This window comes from Clostridium puniceum (assembly GCF_002006345.1).
Taxonomy (GTDB): Bacteria; Bacillota; Clostridia; order Clostridiales; family Clostridiaceae; genus Clostridium; species Clostridium puniceum.
Genome location: NZ_LZZM01000209.1, coordinates 1 through 17321 on the forward strand (window position 1 = coordinate 1; position 17321 = coordinate 17321).

Consider the following 17321-nt stretch of genomic DNA (forward strand, 5'->3'; position numbering starts at 1 on the left):
CAAAATTATTTGCACACTGGCAAATGGGAATTTTACCAACGACTAGATAATGGGAGCCGGATGAGCTGAGAGGTTCAAGTCCGGTTCTGAGAGAGCCTAAAGGTGAGATTCCTTTTGGCTACTTACCTTATTATTAGCGTTATTGGTTCAAAGGCTGACGCACTAACTATCAAGAAAGATATTGAACAATTCCTTAATGAAAAGCTAAAAATCCAACTTTCAGAGGAAAAAACACTTATCACCCATCATTCTAAATTTGCAAAATTTCTTGGATATGAAATTACCATTTCAAGAAATCAAAATATTAGTACAGATTGCATGGGTGTTAAAAAGCGTGTACATGGAAGTAAAGTGAAACTCTACATTCCACAAAGTGCATGGGTAAATAAATTGAAAGATTTAGGAGCTTTTAGAATTGATAAAAATGGAACTTGGAAACCTACTCCCAGACCTTATCTGATGAACTTGAATGATTTGGAAATTTTAAGCACTTACAACTCGGAAATTAGAGGTTTACACAACTATTATAAATTGGCAAACAATGCAACTGTTTTACAACACTTTGCTTATTTTATGAAGTACAGCATGTATAAAACCTATGCTTCTAAATATCAATCATCAGTTCGTAAAATTTTACGAAAGTATCAAGTAAATAATTTGTTTCAAGTTAAGTATGAAACAAAAAAAGGTACAAAAGTAAGAACCGTATATAACGAACGTATCGTGCGTGAGAAAAGACCAGATACAAGTGCTAACGTTGACAATATAGCTAATACGCTAGTTTATCGCTCACAAACAGAATTAACCCAAAGGTTACTGGCTGATAAGTGTGATTGGTGTGGTAAAGAAAATAGTGAAGTTGAAGTACACCATATACGGAAATTAAAAGATTTAAAAGGAAAAGCTAAGTGGGAAAAATCCATGATAGCTAGAAAAAGAAAAACCATGATATTATGCCACAAATGCCATGTGGACTTACATTATGGAAGACTAGATTAATAAGTGGAAGCCGTATACATCGAGAGGTGTACGTACGGTTTTGTGGGGAGTGGTTGGAAACCTACTATAGAAATATAGAAAGGCGCTGTCCGCTTACCCGACGAAAAGGACTATGAGCAGTACAAGAAAAATGACATTCCTATAGAAGAAGCAGAGGTAAAAAATCGTTTTGAAATACGACTTAAGAATGAGAGAGCTTATTATGCTATCCGTGACTTGATGTTTTATGACAACCCAGAGAGTACCGCTTTTAAAATTATCAATCGTTATATACGGTTTGTGGACAAGGAGGAGGGAAAACCCAGAAGCGATTGGAAATTAAATGATGATTGGGCTTGGTTTATAGGTGAAAATCGAGAATCTATGAAGCTTACTACTAAGCCAGAGCCTTACTCATTTAGAAGAACTTTGAATTGGATTTCTCGCCAAGTTGCGCCTACCTTAAAAATGGCTATGAAACTTGATGAAATTAACAATACGCAGATTATAAATGAAATTATCACTAATGCTGAGCTTAAAGAAAGACATGAAAAAATCTTGAAGCAGCAGGCAGCCACAGCTGAGGAGGTGATAACTTAACCTGAGTAAAAAGCTACCTATCAAATAATTTAAATAATGGAGGGAGAAATTTTATGAATTTCGGTCAAAATTTATACAACTGGTTTTTAACCAATGCACAATCTCTTGTACTTATGGCAATTGTTGTGATTGGAGTATACTTAGGATTCAAACGTGAGTTTTCAAAGCTTATTGGATTTTTAGTTATTGCTTTAATTGCTGTTGGTCTTGTATTTAATGCAGCAGGTGTTAAAGATATTTTATTACAATTGTTCAATAAAATTATAGGAGCATAACAAATAATTTTTTATTAAACCAGTGAATCTAGTTAGATTTGCTGTTTTTTTATACCTAATTTTAGAAAGGGTGTGTTTTTTATTATATGGAGATGCAAGTTTACATTGCCAATTTAGGCAAATACAATGAGGGTGAGCTAGTTGGAGCTTGGTTCACTCCACCAATTGATATAGAGGATATGAAGGAGAAAATTGGTTTAAATGGTGAATATGAAGAGTATGCAATACATGATTATGAGCTTCCTTTTGATATTGATGAATATACTCCGATTGAAGAAATTAATCGTTTATGTTCTTTAGCAGAAGAATTGGAGGGAACACCTATCGAAGCAGAAATGAGAGAGATTCAAAGAACCTTTTTCAGTAGCTTTGAGGAAATGGCAGAGCATGTTGATGATATTATACATTTTCCAGATTGTGATGATATGGCAGATGTAGCTCGATATTATATTGAAGAAACAGGAGTTTTGGGAGAAATACCAGCTAGTCTACAAAACTACATTGATTACGAATCCTATGGAAGAGATTTAGAGATAGAAGGAAATTTTCTTGTTACAGCACATGGTGTTTTTGAATATATAGGATAGCAATTAAATAGTAAGTAATCAATAATAAATTTTATGGGGCAGTTCTTATTTAGGAGCTGTCCCTTCTCTATGTGAAAAAAGAAAGGAGCATTTCATGAAAAAAATAAGAAGTTATACGAGTATTTGGTCAGTAGAAAAAGTACTGTATTCTATCAATGATTTCAAGCTACCATTTCCAATTACTTTTACACAAATGACATGGTTTGTGTTATCACTGTTTGCTGTTATGCTGCTAGGAAATATACCGCCACTTTCTATGATAAATGGAGCTTTTTTAAAGTACTTTGGAATTCCTATGGCTATTACTTGGTTTATGTGTCAGAAGACATTTGATGGAAAGAAACCCTATGGATTTTTAAAATCTGCTATTGCATATTTTATCAGACCTAAAATAACTTATGCAGGAAAGCCTGTGAAGCTTCATAATCAGAAAATGAATGAAGCAATAACAGTAGTGAGGAGTGAAGTTTATGGCATATCCGATTAAATATATTGAAAATAACCTGGTGTGGAATCATGATGGAGAATGTTTTGCTTACTATGAGCTGATTCCGTACAACTATTCTTTTCTATCAGCAGAACAAAAATTTATTGTACATGATAGCTTTCGTCAGTTGATCGCACAAAACCGTGATGGTAAAATTCATGCTTTACAGATTAGTACAGAATCTAGTATAAGAGCAACCCAGGAACGATCTAAAAAGGAAGTAACCGGCAGACTTAAAGAGGTTGCATATGAGAAAATTGAAGAGCAGACAGAAGCTTTAATTTCTATGATTGGAGACAATCAAATTGATTATCGTTTTTTCATTGGTTTTAAGCTTCTGTTAAATGATCAGGAAGTAACAATAAAAAATATTAAGCAGGAAGCAGCAAATGCACTTTATGATTTCTTGAAGGATGTAAACCATAAGTTTATGGATGATTTCGTTTCAATGAGTAATAATGAAATTGGACGTTTTACAAAAATGGAAAAACTATTAGAGAATAAAATTTCTCGCCGCTTTAAAGTTAGACGCTTAGATAAAAATGATTTTGGTTATCTCATTGAGCATTTATACGGTCAGACAGGAACGGCCTATGAGGATTATGAGTATTATTTGCCTAGTAAGAAGTTTAAACATGAAACCTTGGTAAAACGCTATGATTTATTGAAACCTACCCGTTGTTTGATTGAAGAAAACCAGCGTTACTTAAGAATCGAGCATGAGGAATCAACAACTTACACTGCTTATTTTACAATAAATTCTATTGTGGGAGAATTAGACTTTCCATCTTCCGAGATTTTTTATTATCAGCAGCAGCAATTCACCTTTCCTATTGACACCAGTATGAATGTGGAAATAGTAGCAAATAAGAAAGCATTATCTACAATACGTAATAAGAAAAAGGAGTTAAAAGACCTTGATAATCACGCATTTGAAAGCGACAACGAAACAAGCTCAAATGTTATGGAAGCTTTGGATAGTGTAAATGAGCTGGAAACAAATTTAGATCAAAGTAAGGAATCAATGTATAAACTTAGTTATGTGGTGAGAGTATCTGCGCCTGATTTGGACGAATTGAAGCGCCGTTGTAATGAGGTTAAGGACTTTTACGATGATTTGAATGTTAAGCTTGTGAGACCTTTTGGAGATATGTTGGGTTTGCATAATGAATTTATTCCTGCGAGCAAGCGATATATGAATGATTATATACAGTATGTTACATCTGATTTTCTTGCTGGTTTAGGTTTTGGGGCAACTCAAATGCTAGGAGAAACAGAAGGGATTTATATAGGTTATAACCTTGATACAGGAAGAAATGTATATTTAAAACCTGCTCTTGCAAGTCAAGGGGTTAAAGGTTCTGTGACTAATGCCTTGGCTGCTGCTTTTGTTGGTTCTTTAGGTGGAGGAAAATCATTCTCTAATAATATGATTGTGTACTACTCTGTATTATTTGGTGCTCAGGCTGTTATTGTAGACCCAAAAGCTGAACGTGGCAGGTGGAAAGAAACTTTGTCTGAAATTGTCGATGAAATTAATATTGTAAATCTTACAAGTGAAGAAAGTAATAAAGGACTGCTTGATCCTTATGTAATTATGAAAAGACCAAAGGATTCTGAGAGTCTGGCAATTGATATATTGACATTCCTTACAGGTATTTCTTCACGTGATGGAGAAAAATTTCCAATACTAAGAAAAGCTATTAGAGCTGTTACAAAGAGTGAAAAACGAGGGCTTTTATTGGTTATAGATGAATTAAGGGCTGAAAATACTACTATAAGTAATAGTATTGCAGATCATATAGAATCATTCACGGATTATGACTTTGCACATCTACTCTTTTCAGATGGTTCTATTTTTCAATCTATAAGCTTAGAAAAACAGCTGAATATCATACAGGTTGCAGATTTAGTACTTCCAGATAAGGAAACTTCCTTTGAGGAATATACTACAATGGAGTTGCTTTCAGTAGCGATGCTAATTGTTATTAGTACCTTTGCCCTTGACTTTATTCATTCTGACCGCAGCATTTTTAAAATTGTAGACCTTGACGAAGCTTGGAGTTTCTTACAGGTAGCACAGGGAAAAACACTTTCTATGAAGCTTGTGCGTGCTGGTAGAGCTATGAATGCAGGAGTATATTTTGTAACACAGAATACTGACGATTTGCTTGATGAAAAACTTAAAAATAATCTAGGGTTAAAATTTGCTTTCCGTTCTACAGATATTAATGAGATAAAGAAAACTTTAGAATTTTTTGGTGTAGATAAGGAGGACGAAAACAACCAGAAACGTCTTCGTGATTTGGAAAATGGACAGTGCCTTGTAAGTGATTTATATGGTCGTGTTGGTGTAATACAATTCCATCCGATTTTTAAAGAATTGTTGCACGCATTTGATACACGCCCACCTGTAAGAAGAGAGGTGGAGCAATGAAACAATCAAAATTAAAACAGAAAGGAAAATTTAATTATCACTATGCAATGAAAATGGCAATTACGGTACTTATGGTATTAGTGATTGCTATTTTTATATTGGCAATGATAGGAACTGTAGCACACGCGGCAGGACTTGTTGATGATACGGTCAAAGCTGGTAATGAACACAGTAAATATCCATTTGATAATTATCAGCTTGATTTTTATGTAGATAATAGCTGGGATTGGCTTCCTTGGAATTGGATTGATGGCATTGGAAAACAGGTTATGTATGGTCTTTATGCCATTACAAATTTTATATGGATTATTAGTCTTTTTTTATCTAATGCTACAGGTTATCTTGTGCAGGAAGCATATTCTCTCGATTTCATAACAGCAACAGCAGAATCTATTGGAAAGAATATGCAAACTATAGCTGGTATTAGTACAAGTGGTTTTTCTACAAATGGCTTTTATGGAGGATTTTTATTAATTTTCATTTTGATACTTGGAATTTATGCTGCCTATACAGGAATTATCAAAAGGGAAACTACAAGAGTGATCCATGCAGTTGTGAATTTCATTGTGGTGTTTGTACTGTCAGCGGCATTTATTGCCTATGCTCCAGATTATATCGAAAAGATTAATGGTTTTTCTGCTGACATTAGTAATGCTAGCTTATCAATTGGTACGAAAATTGTTATGCCAGACTCTAAAAGTCAAGGTAAAGACAGTGTAGACCTTATTCGTGATAGTTTGTTTGCTATACAGGTAAAGCAGCCGTGGTTACTACTACAATATGATAACTCTGATATAAAAGCCATTGGTGAAAATAGAGTGGAGAAACTGCTTTCTACAAGTCCTGACACTAATAACGGCAAAGATAGAGAGGAAATAGTAAAGTCGGAAATAGAAGATAAAGAAAATACGAATCTCACCATTACAAAAACTATTAACCGATTGGGGATGGTATTTTTTCTTTTTATTTTCAATATTGGAATTTCCGCATTTGTGTTTATGCTTGCTGGTATTATGATTTTTTCACAGGTGCTTTTTATTATTTATGCAATGTTTTTACCTATAAGCTTTCTTTTAAGCATGATACCAACTTTTGAAGGTATGACAAAACGTGCCATTATGAAGTTGTTTAATACGATTATGTCAAGAGCTGGTATTACACTTATTGTTACAACTGCTTTTAGCATATCTACCATGTTTTACAATATATCTACTGGTTATCCTTTCTTTTTAATAGCCTTTTTGCAGATAGTGACTTTTGCAGGTATCTATTTTAAGCTTGGTGATTTAATGGGTATGTTCTCACTTCAAAGCGGTGAATCTCAAAGCATGGGAAGACAGATTTTAAGAAGACCACGTATGCTTATGCTTGCTCATATGCATCGCTTGCAGCACAAGCTTGGACGTTCGATTTCAGCTAATGGAAAGAAATCTAATGTAGGTAAAAAATCAAGTAATACTGCTGGGGCTTCTGTTTCAAGAACTGCACAGGCGGATCACACAAGACCAGATGGAAAACAAGAAGAAAATTTTAATAAGACATCATTTGGAAGAAAAGCAGGAGAAGCAACAGGTAAGGTAATGGATACTAAAGACCGTATACAAGATACTGCAGGACAACTCAAAGAGCAGGCAAAGGATTTACCAGTTAACGCGAAATATGCTTTGTATCATGGAAAATCAAAAATTAAAAACGGAATTTCTGATTTTAAATCCAGCGTGACAGATACAAGAAAAGCAAGACAGCAAGGAAGAAAAGATAAAGATGATAAGCGTAGAGCTACAATTGCCGAACGTCGCTCAAAAATGGAAGAGGCACGAAAAGGTAAAAGTCAAAATTCTACAGAGCCTAACAAAATGGCGAATTCACCCCATGAAAGACCTGCTACGGCTGAAACGCAGGGAAGAAAGGTTTACCATGATAAAAGTGACAGAACTGCGACTATACGAAGAAATACAAGAGCTAGTACCAATGATAGAAAATCTACTAACAGACCAAATGAAAGAATTGTTAGAGAACCTATAGAACAACCAAAGAGTGGTAATGTAGACAGTTCACCATCAAAAAAAGAACGTAAGATTATAAAACCAGATAAATCTCCGATTAAAGCAGAACGTAAATTTGTATCTGAAAGTCAGAATAAGAGGGCTCTTAATGTAGATAAGCAGCCGCAAAAAGCTGTTTATCCTGCTTCAAGGGAAAAAGAACCTAAAAAACAATTTATTAAAGAACGCAGAATTACCATTAAGCGTGGAATAGGCAGTCAGAAAAAAGTAAAAATCACTAATGCTGCAACAGCCATTAAGAAGAGAGGTCAGAAGAAATGAAAGCGAAACATATCATTATCGTGATATCTAGTATTTTTGTACTGATGTTTTCAATGCTTTTGATTGTTGCTATCCTTTTCTCAGATGAAAAAAACGGCGGAAACTCAAATATCGAATATGGAGGGATTAATGTATCAGCGGAAGTGTTAGCATATAAGCCTATGGTTGAGAAATACGCTAAAGAATATGGAATTTCAGAATACGTCAATTACTTACTTGCTATTATGCAGGTAGAATCAGGTGGTACGCTTCAAGATGTTATGCAGTCAAGTGAATCAGAAGGATTACCTGCCAACACCTTAAGTGCAGAAGAATCTATAAAGCAGGGGTGCAAGTATTTTGCTTCTCTGCTGAAAGCCGCTAAAAATAAAGATTGTGATATTAATACGGTTGTTCAGTCTTATAATTATGGGGGTGGTTTCATTGATTATGTGGCAAGTCGAGAGAAAAAATACACTTTTGAGCTTGCAGAGAGCTTCGCAAATGAGAAGTCTGGAGGTAGCAAAGTAAATTATGACAATCCTATAGCTGTTAAGGAAAATGGAGGATGGAAGTATAGCTATGGGAATATGTTTTATGTTTTGCTCGTGTCAGAGTATTTGACATCAGAAAAATTTGACGATGCAACAGTACAGGATATTATGAATGAAGCTCTGAAATATGAAGGGTGGAAGTATGTATATGGCGGATATACTCCGACTACCTCCTTTGATTGTAGTGGACTTGTTCAGTGGTGTTATGGAAAAGCTGGTATCAATTTGCCTAGGACAGCACAGGAGCAATATGACGCTACACAACATATTCCATTGTCAGAAGCGAAAGCTGGAGATTTGGTGTTTTTTCATTCCACATATGATGCTGGAACTTATATTACTCATGTCGGAATATATCAAGGAAATAATCGAATGTTTCATGCTGGAAACCCTATTGGATATGCAGATTTAACAAGTTCTTACTGGCAGGAACATTTAGTCGGTGCAGGAAGAATTCAAAAATAGAAAGAGGGATTAAGTATATGAATTTAATAAAAAGAGAAAAAAAAGTAAAACAGCCTAAAGCTAAAAAACTTAGAGTATATAAAGTAAATACCCATAAAAAAACAGTAATTGCCTTATGGATGCTTCTTATAGTTAGCTTTTGCTTTGCGGTCTATAAAAATTTTACTGCAATAAACATTAACACAATCCATGAAACAAAAGTTATTGATAAAGAAATCGTAGATACACATAAGATAGAAAATTTTGTGAAGAACTTTGCAAAGGATTATTATACATGGGAGCAGTCACAGGCTTCTATTGAAAGCAGAAATGAAGTAATTAAGAAGTACCTTACAGAGGAATTGCAAACATTAAATGCTGATACTATACGTAGAGATATACCTACTAGCTCTACTGTTCAAGATGTAGAAATTTGGGCTGTAAAACAGGAAGAAGAAAAACAATTTCAAGTAATCTTTAGAGTAGATCAGTTTATCACTGAGGGAGAAAATAAGAAAAATGTAAACTCTGCCTATGAAGTTGTAGTATATGTAGATGATTCTGGAAATATGGTAATAATAAAGAATCCAACAATTTGCAGCATACCTGTAAAATCAAGTTATCAGCCAAAGGCAAAAGAAAGTAATGGAACTGTGGACGCTGCTACTACAGGAGAAATCAACGAATTTCTAAAGACATTCTTTAAGCTCTACCCAACTGCAACTGAAAAGGAGTTGTCATACTATGTAAAGGATAGTGCATTAAAATCAATTGGTAAAGATTATGTGTTTGCAGAATTAATTAATCCTATATATACAAAGAAAGATAATGAAATTCAAGTATCTGTATCAGTCAAATACCTTGATCAACAGACAAAAGCAACTCAAATTTCACAGTTTGATTTGATTTTAGAAAAGGAAAGCAACTGGAAGATTGTTGTATATCTATCATAGTTGTTGGAATGTCTAATATTTTAAGTCTAACCCCTTCATTTTTAAAGTGTTCCAGCTATTGCTTAATTTGCTGCTTATTCCTTCCTAAACGATCTAATGATTTAATATATATAATATCTCCAGATTGTGCAACTTTTCTAAGTAGTTGGTATTGAGGTCTGCCAAAATCTTTACCACTTTGTTTTTCTGTAAAAATAAATCTATTATCAACATACTTTTCGAGTTCTATTAATTGTCTATCTAAATTTTGATCTTTAGTGCTAACTCTACAATATCCATAAATTCTCATTTGTGCTTTACCTCCAAATTAGTTTAAGATTATTATACAAAATCAGTTTGAAAAAGTATATATTATTTATTAAACGTTTATAAATAAATTTTTATATATTAATAAACGTAAATTGAATAAAAAAACATATATCCTAAAAGGTATACCTTTTAGGATATATGTTTTTCATAATTCATATATAATATCTTATAGTGGTATTTTACATAAATATTAATCACATCCTTATAATGTATAAAACTTATATATTGGGAGCAGTTCAGTCTTCCAGCACGATTATACGCGTCATCTAATGCATTAATAACTAATTCCTTTGTCATTCTTTCGTTCATTGATAAACCAATAATTTTTTGGCCACATAAATCCATTATTGCTGCTACATAAAGCCATCCTTCATCAGTCTAAACATATGTAATATCACTAACCATTTTTTCATTAGTTTTTTCAACAGAAAAATCTCTATTAAGAATATTTTCAGCTAGTGGAAGCTTATGATTGGAATTAGTAGTAGCCTTGAACTTTTTTGAAAACTTTGAGTTTATGCCGTTTTCATTAACTATGCGTTCTATACGCTTATGATTTATTGGCTTATTTTTGCCATCATTTAATTTCTTCCCAATTTTTATATAACCATACACTTTTCCACCTTCATTGTGAATATCTTTGATTTTTTTAAGTAATATTTTATTTGCCTTAGATCGATTACTCTCAGGCCTTTTATCCCATGCATAGTAACTGCTCCTAGATACTTCAAGAACACTGCACAGCTTCGCTATTCGGTATTTATTACAATTAGCCTTGATAAACTCAAGCCTTTTTATTTTTGGTTCTTGGCGAAGTAGGCTGCCGATTTTTTTAATATTTCATTTTCTTCTTTAAGATCTCTGATTTCCTTTTCTAATTTTTTCATTCTCTCATTTTCCGGTTTAAGATGCCAGCTACCTGGAAAAGGAGCTTCAGGTGATTCTTTATATTTTTGTACTCAACCATGTATTGTTGTTGGTCTTACCACTAACTCTCTTGCTACCTTACTTAATGGTTCGCCTGTCTTCTCTATGCTTCTATTTTAAATTCCACACTATATTGCTTTTTCATACTAACCATCATCCTTCCTTCACTTCTAATATAACACGAGTTCCTCGTGTCTATCAAAGTGGGTAAGGGGCAAATAGAGAAAAAGATAAAAACATTATGGCTACAAATAACATGAGAATTATAGTGGAAAAGGAATCGGCTAATGCAGAAGTATTGGAAGAAAGGGTTGATATTCTTGGCAATTCAGTGGTGATGCTATCAGACAGTTTAAATAAATTTTAAATTTAGGTAAAATGTCAAGATATAATTCTTGTAGCGTCAAATTTTAACTCGAATTTATACTGTCTGTTGATATGCAAATTAAGGATATAATGAATTTATGTCTATTATATTGAAATAAATCCAAGCCTGCAGTTTTTTAAAACTTGGATTTATTATCTCAAAAATAAAAACCAAATACGAGGGACTCATGATATGCCGTTTACGTATATACACTGAAGTTAACAAGTTTTTAAGGAATTAATTATATTTTGATTTTTGAAGATAGTTAGTAGGTGTCATGCCATAAAATTTTTTAAACACAGATATGAAATGCTTAGTACTAACAAAACCAGTTTTTTCTGCTAGTTGATAAATTTTTATACTGGGATTATTATGTAAAATATTAGCAGCCTGTTCCATTCGAATACGAATAATATATTTTGAATAAGGTTCTCCTAACTTTTTATGAAATAAATCACTTAGGTAACAGTTGTTTACACCAACATAATCCGCAACGATGGAAAGACTAATAGGTTCATTGTAGTGTGATAGAATATATTCTTTTGCAGTTTCTACAATTTGAGTGGTTTCAGAAAATATAGGTTCTTTATTAAAAGCAATAAGTGCTTTAATTGAATTAATTATAATGTTATAAACATATTCTTCATTTAGTATATCAGATGCAGTTGATTGATTGTACTTTGAAGTTAATTCATAAAAGGCTGCTTTTTTGTAATTGGATTTTATATTGGAACGTGTGCTGATATATTTAATTAAATAGGATCCATAACGGAATAATGAAGTAAAGGTCATTTCGTTTTTAAAAAATAAACAATATAATTTTATATCAATATATAATTTGCTAATTGATTGTGTTAAACAATCTTTATATATATTATCGCTAAGTGTATTTAGTTCTTTTATAAAAGATTTTTGTATAATCGTATAATTAGAATTCAACGGGAAATCCTGTGTTATTAAGGCCAATGCTAAAGTATCATATGCACTTATATCAGATGCTGGTAAGTCTAACATATCGTTTACTACAACTCCACAGGCAGCAATAACTTTTGGAAAATCATTTGACTCAGCAATTTGAGTAATTTCGTTATATATTTTATTAATTTTATCATATATTTTTTGTTTGTCTGTATCTTGAACCAGAACAAGTGTAGAACCAAGATCATCATATAATGAACATAGTTCATTGGTGCTGCAATAATTTTGGCAAATTTGATTTAATTTTAAGTGATGAGTTGTAACATCATAAGTGATATTTTTTATTGACATTAAATATAGTTCATCAATTGTTAGAAGAAGAATACTGCCATAGGAATTCATTAAAGAAATATTTCTTTTTTCGCATTCACCAAATAATTCATATGTTAGATTGTTATCACCATCTAAAATAGATAAAAAGAGTCTTGGTAATAATTCACTATCAGAAAGCTGAGTGTGAGAAATAGATGGAATGCTGCTATGAAAATTTGTTTTAGAATCCAATTGTTCCTTAATTGCCATTAATACATCTAGTAAATTGCTATCATTCAAGGGTTTTAATAAATAATCAGATACTTGATATTTGATGGCTGTTCTAGCATATTCAAATTCATTGTAACCAGAAATAATAATTACTTTAGTGTTAGCACAATTTTCATAAATGTATTTAGACAAACTTAACCCATCAATTTCAGGCATACGGATATCTGTAATAACTAAATCATAATGCTGCTTTTTTAACAATTCTATTGCTTCTATGCCATCACAGGCAATACCTGTAACCTGAAAATATGGACAAATGGTAGAAATATTATTTGCCAGATATTTTCTCATTAATTGTTCATCATCTACAATTAAAATATTATACATAAGGATCCTCCTCTTTTGAAGTAATTATTGGAATGTGTAAAATAACTGTTGTTCCCTTTTCTTTTACAGAAGTAATTTTTAAACCAGCTTTATTGCCATATTTTAATCTGAGGCGACGATGTACATTAATCAATCCAATATTTCCTTCTAGCTGATTGGTCTCAGAAAAAGGAATTGCAGTCTGGCATGGATCTTCCAAGCGCTTGTTTAATATAGATAAAACAGCAGGATCAATACCTTTACCATTATCTGTTACTAAAATTGATATGCTTTCGTCGTTTGAAATAGAGTAAATATGAATATGAGTATTACCTCTTTTCAATTCACAACCATGTTTTACTGCATTTTCTACAATAGGCTGTAAGGATAAAGTAGGAATTTTAATGGATAAAAATTCAAGCTCTATCTCTATGCTATAGGTGAGCTTTTCTCCATATCGCATTTGTTGAAGTTCTAAGTAAGAATCAATGATTTTGATTTCTACTTCTAATGAAATTTCTTTACTTGTATTCATAATTCCACGCATAAAGCAGGAAAGATTTTCAATGCTTTGAACTGCTTTATTTGTTTCCTCACATTTTATCAGAAGACTAATAGTATTTAAGGTGTTATATAAAAAGTGGGGTTTTATTTGGCTATACAATGCATTATATTGAGACTCTTTATTTAAATATTGTGATTCATAAACTTCCTTAATTAATTTACTGTTTTTATTCATGATATCGTTTATATTAATTAGCATTTTATTAAATGAAATAGCCAAATATCCAATCTCATCTTTATTCTTTACCGGTACTTGTATTGAAAGATCTCCGTTTTGCACAAGCTTCATAGATTTAATAATATTAAATAACGGATGAAAAAATTCTTGAATGAATAAGATGAAAATAATAACGGAAATAATAATACAAATTAAAACAAGCATTATAGTTCTGCTAAGATTTGATCTTGTTGTTTTCATTAATTCTTCATAGGAATTAATAGCAATAACTTTAAGCCCAGAAGTTTCTAAGGTTGTAACATTAATAATATATTTATTGCCTGCAAAATTTAAAATAAAATCACCTTTAGTTAAATCTGCTGGAATCATATTTAAAAAATCTTGGTTAATTAAAGCATTGTTTTGATAAACTATATCATGATTACCATTTATAACAAATAGAGAACCTTTATTTTCAAAATGAACTTTATCGCAAATAGATTTGATTCCTGTATAATCTGCATCAACTTTAATAACACCCAAAGTTATAGAATTATCTTCTTTACTTCTGATTTTACGAGCAATAGAAAAAATTTGAGTTTCTTTATTACCAAATACCTTTTCTGAATGAATTGGAATATATACAGGTTTTGTACTCTGTAAGGCTTCTTTATACCAGTTAGATTCCTGATATGTATAATAATCATTCATTTCATAAGGAGTTCTGATATAAGAATAGATGTCGGAATCTGTTAAAACATAGACTCTGAGAATTTCATTTCTAGGGAGTGTCATTACAGAGGACAAGAAATTTTCAATTTTCCTTTTCTTATTCAATGTGCTATGAACAGAAACAGAGGGACTTTTTAATTCTTCCATAATTTCATCATTATAATAAGGCGATAATGTTAGACGAAACAATTCGTCAATGTAATTATCTATATTTACGCCGATTTGATCAATAATCTGTTGAGTCTCATTAATAGTTTGCCGAGTTATTTGATTAGAATACCATTTATAGTTAAGTGAGGATATTAAAAGTACAAGGCTAATATTAAAAAAGCAAATCATTAATAATAACTTTGTTTTAAAATTCAAATTTGGCAGAAAACATAATTTCTTCATCATTTTATTTCACCTACCTTACATATTGACATTATAATGGAATCAAAATTTAGGAGCAAGGGTAATATCTAATACTCAAAAAAATGGAACCATAATCTAAAGTTATAGGTATTTTAAGCAAAAATTAAAGATGGTATGCTTAATTTATGAAAGGGAGGGGACTAAAAATGAAAAGAAAACGTTTATTATCATTAACATTAGCAACTGTATTAACTATTGGAACCTTAGCGGGATGTTCATCTACCGGTATAGATTCTTCAAAAGGAAAATCATCTGATGAAAAAGTAACAATAAAATTATTTACAGGAAAAATTGAAACCATTGATGTCATGAATGAAATCATTGATGATTTTAATAAATCTCAAGATAAAATTATTGTGAAACAGGAATATCAAAAGGATGCAAGTAATATTATAAAAACTAAATTTGCATCTGATGATGTGCCAGATATTATGACTACTTATGAACAAGGGTTTGCAGATGAAGGAAAGTATCTTGATCTTGGTCAGGAATCAGCATGGTGGGACAGGATGTCAACTAAAATGAAGGAAGCATGTACTGATGTTAAAACAGGAAAACAGTATCGTATTTGTACAAATATGACAATGGCTGGATTTTTTTACAACAAAGATATTTTCAAAGAATTGGGAATAGAAGTACCAGCTGATTGGAATGACTTTGTTAAAGATTTGGAGAAAATAAAAACAGAAAAACCAGATGTTATACCTTGGTTTATTTTTGGAAATGAAGCATGGCATTTAGGACATCTAATTGAGTTTATTCCACATGGATATATAAAATCAACCTTAGGAACTGTTGAAGCAAAGAAAGCCATGATAAATAATGATAAAGCTAAATTAAGATTTGGTGATGCAAACGGTTCAATGGCAGTATTTGCTGAAAAATTAGTGGAATTACAAAAAAAGGGCTTGATTAATGCAGATGTTTTAACAGCAACGAATGACAATTGTGTGCAGGATTTTGTTAATGGAAAAGCTGCTATGTTTAGTAATGGTATGTGGGTATTGTCAAGTCTTTTGGAAGCAAATCCAGAAATGAAAGATAAGATAGGATTTGCACCTTATCCAGGATATATGCCAGATTCTAAACCAGTAGTTTTAAGTGCAGAAGATTCAGGATATTCTATTTCAGCTACAACAAAACATAAAGAAGAGGCAATTCAATTCTTAAACTTTTTATTTAATGCTGAAAATCAAAAAAAATATAGTGAAGTAGCAAAATCACCAAGTGCTTTTAAAGATGTTAACGCAGAATGGGCACCTGATAGTATAGTAACACAAGTAAATAATGCCATAGGTAATGCAGTTAATATTGGATTTACTAATGAAAAACCTGCAGGATTCTCAGGTGATGATGCTGGACGTTTAGTTCAAGAGTTACTGGCTAATAAGTATACTCCTGAAACTTTCGCCAAAACTTATGAACAATATTGGGATGATGGCATGAAAAATACAAAATAATAAAATCATAGCAAAAGGTGTTATGCATAGTATAAGCATGTACACTTTATTGCTTGGAGGGTGATAAAATGAACCAAAAGAAAATAGGATTACATGCTTTTATGGCAATTCCTGCATTTATGCTTTTTATTGTTTTTTTCATATACCCATTATTTAAGGGTGTAGGAATGAGTCTCACAAATTGGGATGGAGTTGGAAAAGCTAAATTTATAGGATTGCAAAACTTTGTTAATTTATTATCAGATGATCGAGCATTAGCTGATATAAAAACTACACTTTTGTTTGCACTAGGAAGTGCACCATTATTAAATATTGTAGGATTAATATATGCGTTACTTATGAAAAGTGATTTTAAGGGAAAAACATTAGCTAGAACATGTATTTACTTGCCAGCAATTATAAGTCCATTAATTATGGGATATATATGGTATTTGTTATTGCAACCTGGACGAGGCTTTGTTTATCATGTTTTTGATAAAATTGGACATGCAAGCTGGTTTGGTAATTGGCTTGGAGATTATTGGATAGCAATGTTAGTCTTAGTTTTAGTAAACGTATGGCAATATGCAGGAATGACAATGGTAATATATTTAGCCGGATTGCAAAGTATTCCAGATGAATTGTATGAAGCTGCAGAAATTGATGGAGCTTCAAAATTAAGACAGTTTCGTGATATTACATTACCACTTCTAGGACCATCAATTAGAATTAATGTAGTCACAAATATTATAGGATCTTTATCTGTTTTTGATGTAGTAATGTCATTAACAGGAGGAGGTCCGGGATATCAAACTGAAACACTAAGTATCTATATTATGAGAATGTGTTATGGAAGCAAAACTGGATATTCTACTGCAGTTGCCATTATTATGTTCTTTATAATTCTTGTACCAGTAATAATTTCAATGAAAATGACTAAAACGAAAGAGTAGGAGGAGAAGTT

At 32.0% G+C, this 17321-nt stretch carries 16 protein-coding genes and 1 pseudogene; 12 read left to right on the forward strand and 5 right to left on the reverse strand.

Annotation, left to right across the window (positions count from 1 at the left end; all coding sequences use genetic code 11):
- The first annotated feature begins 114 nt into the window (after positions 1–114).
- The 9 genes and pseudogenes from CLPUN_RS21380 to CLPUN_RS21420 all read left to right on the forward strand — a co-directional run bounded on the left by CLPUN_RS21380 (position 115) and on the right by CLPUN_RS21420 (position 9621).
- Positions 115–999: an HNH endonuclease gene (locus CLPUN_RS21380; RefSeq protein WP_077849253.1), complete on the forward strand. Its 885-nt coding sequence runs from the start codon at positions 115–117 to the stop codon at positions 997–999.
- A 102-nt stretch (positions 1000–1101) separates the two neighbouring features.
- Positions 1102–1578, forward strand: a pseudogene (locus CLPUN_RS21385) (replication initiation factor domain-containing protein); the annotation flags it as partial.
- A 53-nt stretch (positions 1579–1631) separates the two neighbouring features.
- Entirely contained in the window at positions 1632–1853 is a 222-nt protein-coding gene (locus tag CLPUN_RS21390; RefSeq protein WP_041895417.1) for a hypothetical protein, read from the forward strand.
- Between the two features lie 86 nt (positions 1854–1939).
- Positions 1940–2440, forward strand: coding sequence for an antirestriction protein ArdA (locus tag CLPUN_RS21395; protein WP_077849254.1), 501 nt, complete (start codon positions 1940–1942; stop codon positions 2438–2440).
- 94 nt (positions 2441–2534) lie between these two features.
- The gene (locus CLPUN_RS21400; protein ID WP_077849255.1) at positions 2535–2927 is read left to right on the forward strand and encodes a conjugal transfer protein; all 393 of its coding nucleotides are present in this window, start codon (positions 2535–2537) and stop codon (positions 2925–2927) included.
- Positions 2911–5364: a conjugal transfer ATPase TcpF gene (gene tcpF, locus CLPUN_RS21405; RefSeq protein ID WP_077849256.1), complete on the forward strand. Its 2454-nt coding sequence runs from the start codon at positions 2911–2913 to the stop codon at positions 5362–5364. Before CLPUN_RS21400 ends, tcpF begins: the two co-directional genes overlap by 17 nt.
- A complete protein-coding gene (locus CLPUN_RS21410; protein ID WP_077849257.1) occupies positions 5361–7691 on the forward strand; it encodes a CD3337/EF1877 family mobilome membrane protein in 2331 nt (776 codons plus the stop codon). The genes tcpF and CLPUN_RS21410 overlap by 4 nt, the downstream gene beginning before the upstream one ends.
- Positions 7688–8689: a bifunctional lytic transglycosylase/C40 family peptidase gene (locus CLPUN_RS21415; RefSeq protein ID WP_077849258.1), complete on the forward strand. Its 1002-nt coding sequence runs from the start codon at positions 7688–7690 to the stop codon at positions 8687–8689. Before CLPUN_RS21410 ends, CLPUN_RS21415 begins: the two co-directional genes overlap by 4 nt.
- A 17-nt stretch (positions 8690–8706) precedes the next feature.
- Positions 8707–9621 carry a conjugal transfer protein gene (locus CLPUN_RS21420; protein WP_077849259.1) on the forward strand — a complete coding sequence of 305 codons (915 nt, stop codon included), beginning with the start codon at positions 8707–8709 and terminating at the stop codon, positions 9619–9621.
- A 55-nt stretch (positions 9622–9676) separates the two neighbouring features.
- Here CLPUN_RS21420 and CLPUN_RS21425 read toward each other — a convergent pair whose 3' ends face one another.
- The 3 genes from CLPUN_RS21425 to CLPUN_RS29440 all read right to left on the reverse strand — a co-directional run bounded on the left by CLPUN_RS21425 (position 9677) and on the right by CLPUN_RS29440 (position 10767).
- Positions 9677–9910 carry a recombinase family protein gene (locus CLPUN_RS21425; RefSeq protein ID WP_198944385.1) on the reverse strand — a complete coding sequence of 78 codons (234 nt, stop codon included), beginning with the start codon at positions 9908–9910 and terminating at the stop codon, positions 9677–9679.
- A 149-nt stretch (positions 9911–10059) separates the two neighbouring features.
- Positions 10060–10275 carry a hypothetical protein gene (locus CLPUN_RS27800; RefSeq protein WP_158078814.1) on the reverse strand — a complete coding sequence of 72 codons (216 nt, stop codon included), beginning with the start codon at positions 10273–10275 and terminating at the stop codon, positions 10060–10062.
- Positions 10276–10308: 33 nt separating this feature from the next.
- The gene (locus tag CLPUN_RS29440) at positions 10309–10767 is read right to left on the reverse strand and encodes an IS3 family transposase (RefSeq protein WP_077849260.1); all 459 of its coding nucleotides are present in this window, start codon (positions 10765–10767) and stop codon (positions 10309–10311) included.
- A 331-nt stretch (positions 10768–11098) separates the two neighbouring features.
- Here CLPUN_RS29440 and CLPUN_RS29275 point away from each other — a divergent pair, with 331 nt between their 5' ends.
- Complete coding sequence (locus tag CLPUN_RS29275) at positions 11099–11224, forward strand: hypothetical protein (protein WP_278281672.1); 126 nt, start codon at positions 11099–11101, stop codon at positions 11222–11224.
- A gap of 237 nt (positions 11225–11461) precedes the next feature.
- On the opposite strand, the gene CLPUN_RS21435 is transcribed toward CLPUN_RS29275, so the two are convergent.
- Together CLPUN_RS21435 and CLPUN_RS21440 are read right to left on the reverse strand one after the other, a co-directional pair.
- Positions 11462–13072 carry a response regulator transcription factor gene (locus CLPUN_RS21435; protein WP_077849261.1) on the reverse strand — a complete coding sequence of 537 codons (1611 nt, stop codon included), beginning with the start codon at positions 13070–13072 and terminating at the stop codon, positions 11462–11464.
- Complete coding sequence (locus CLPUN_RS21440; protein ID WP_077849262.1) at positions 13065–14900, reverse strand: sensor histidine kinase; 1836 nt, start codon at positions 14898–14900, stop codon at positions 13065–13067. The genes CLPUN_RS21435 and CLPUN_RS21440 overlap by 8 nt, the downstream gene beginning before the upstream one ends.
- Before the next feature lie 164 nt (positions 14901–15064).
- Between CLPUN_RS21440 and CLPUN_RS21445 the strand changes: the two genes are divergently transcribed.
- Both CLPUN_RS21445 and CLPUN_RS21450 read left to right on the forward strand, forming a co-directional pair.
- Entirely contained in the window at positions 15065–16378 is a 1314-nt protein-coding gene (locus CLPUN_RS21445; RefSeq protein ID WP_158078815.1) for an ABC transporter substrate-binding protein, read from the forward strand.
- Between the two features lie 68 nt (positions 16379–16446).
- Positions 16447–17310, forward strand: a complete 864-nt coding sequence (locus tag CLPUN_RS21450) for a carbohydrate ABC transporter permease (protein ID WP_077849264.1) — start codon at positions 16447–16449, stop codon at positions 17308–17310.
- Positions 17311–17321 lie beyond the last annotated feature (11 nt).

Bases quoted from the DNA above. Each gene is read 5' to 3' on its own strand.
- CLPUN_RS27800 (WP_158078814.1), bottom strand. From the start codon at position 10,275: ATGGATTTATGTGGCCAAAAAATTATTGGTTTATCAATGAACGAAAGA.
- CLPUN_RS21435 (WP_077849261.1), bottom strand. From the start codon at position 13,072: ATGTATAATATTTTAATTGTAGATGATGAACAATTAATGAGAAAATAT.
- CLPUN_RS21415 (WP_077849258.1), top strand. From the start codon at position 7,688: ATGAAAGCGAAACATATCATTATCGTGATATCTAGTATTTTTGTACTG.
- CLPUN_RS21440 (WP_077849262.1), bottom strand. From the start codon at position 14,900: ATGATGAAGAAATTATGTTTTCTGCCAAATTTGAATTTTAAAACAAAG.
- CLPUN_RS21400 (WP_077849255.1), top strand. From the start codon at position 2,535: ATGAAAAAAATAAGAAGTTATACGAGTATTTGGTCAGTAGAAAAAGTA.
- CLPUN_RS21420 (WP_077849259.1), top strand. From the start codon at position 8,707: ATGAATTTAATAAAAAGAGAAAAAAAAGTAAAACAGCCTAAAGCTAAA.
- CLPUN_RS21410 (WP_077849257.1), top strand. From the start codon at position 5,361: ATGAAACAATCAAAATTAAAACAGAAAGGAAAATTTAATTATCACTAT.
- CLPUN_RS21450 (WP_077849264.1), top strand. From the start codon at position 16,447: ATGAACCAAAAGAAAATAGGATTACATGCTTTTATGGCAATTCCTGCA.
- CLPUN_RS21445 (WP_158078815.1), top strand. From the start codon at position 15,065: ATGAAAAGAAAACGTTTATTATCATTAACATTAGCAACTGTATTAACT.
- CLPUN_RS21395 (WP_077849254.1), top strand. From the start codon at position 1,940: ATGGAGATGCAAGTTTACATTGCCAATTTAGGCAAATACAATGAGGGT.
- CLPUN_RS21390 (WP_041895417.1), top strand. From the start codon at position 1,632: ATGAATTTCGGTCAAAATTTATACAACTGGTTTTTAACCAATGCACAA.
- CLPUN_RS21425 (WP_198944385.1), bottom strand. From the start codon at position 9,910: ATGAGAATTTATGGATATTGTAGAGTTAGCACTAAAGATCAAAATTTA.
- tcpF (WP_077849256.1), top strand. From the start codon at position 2,911: ATGGCATATCCGATTAAATATATTGAAAATAACCTGGTGTGGAATCAT.
- CLPUN_RS29275 (WP_278281672.1), top strand. From the start codon at position 11,099: ATGGCTACAAATAACATGAGAATTATAGTGGAAAAGGAATCGGCTAAT.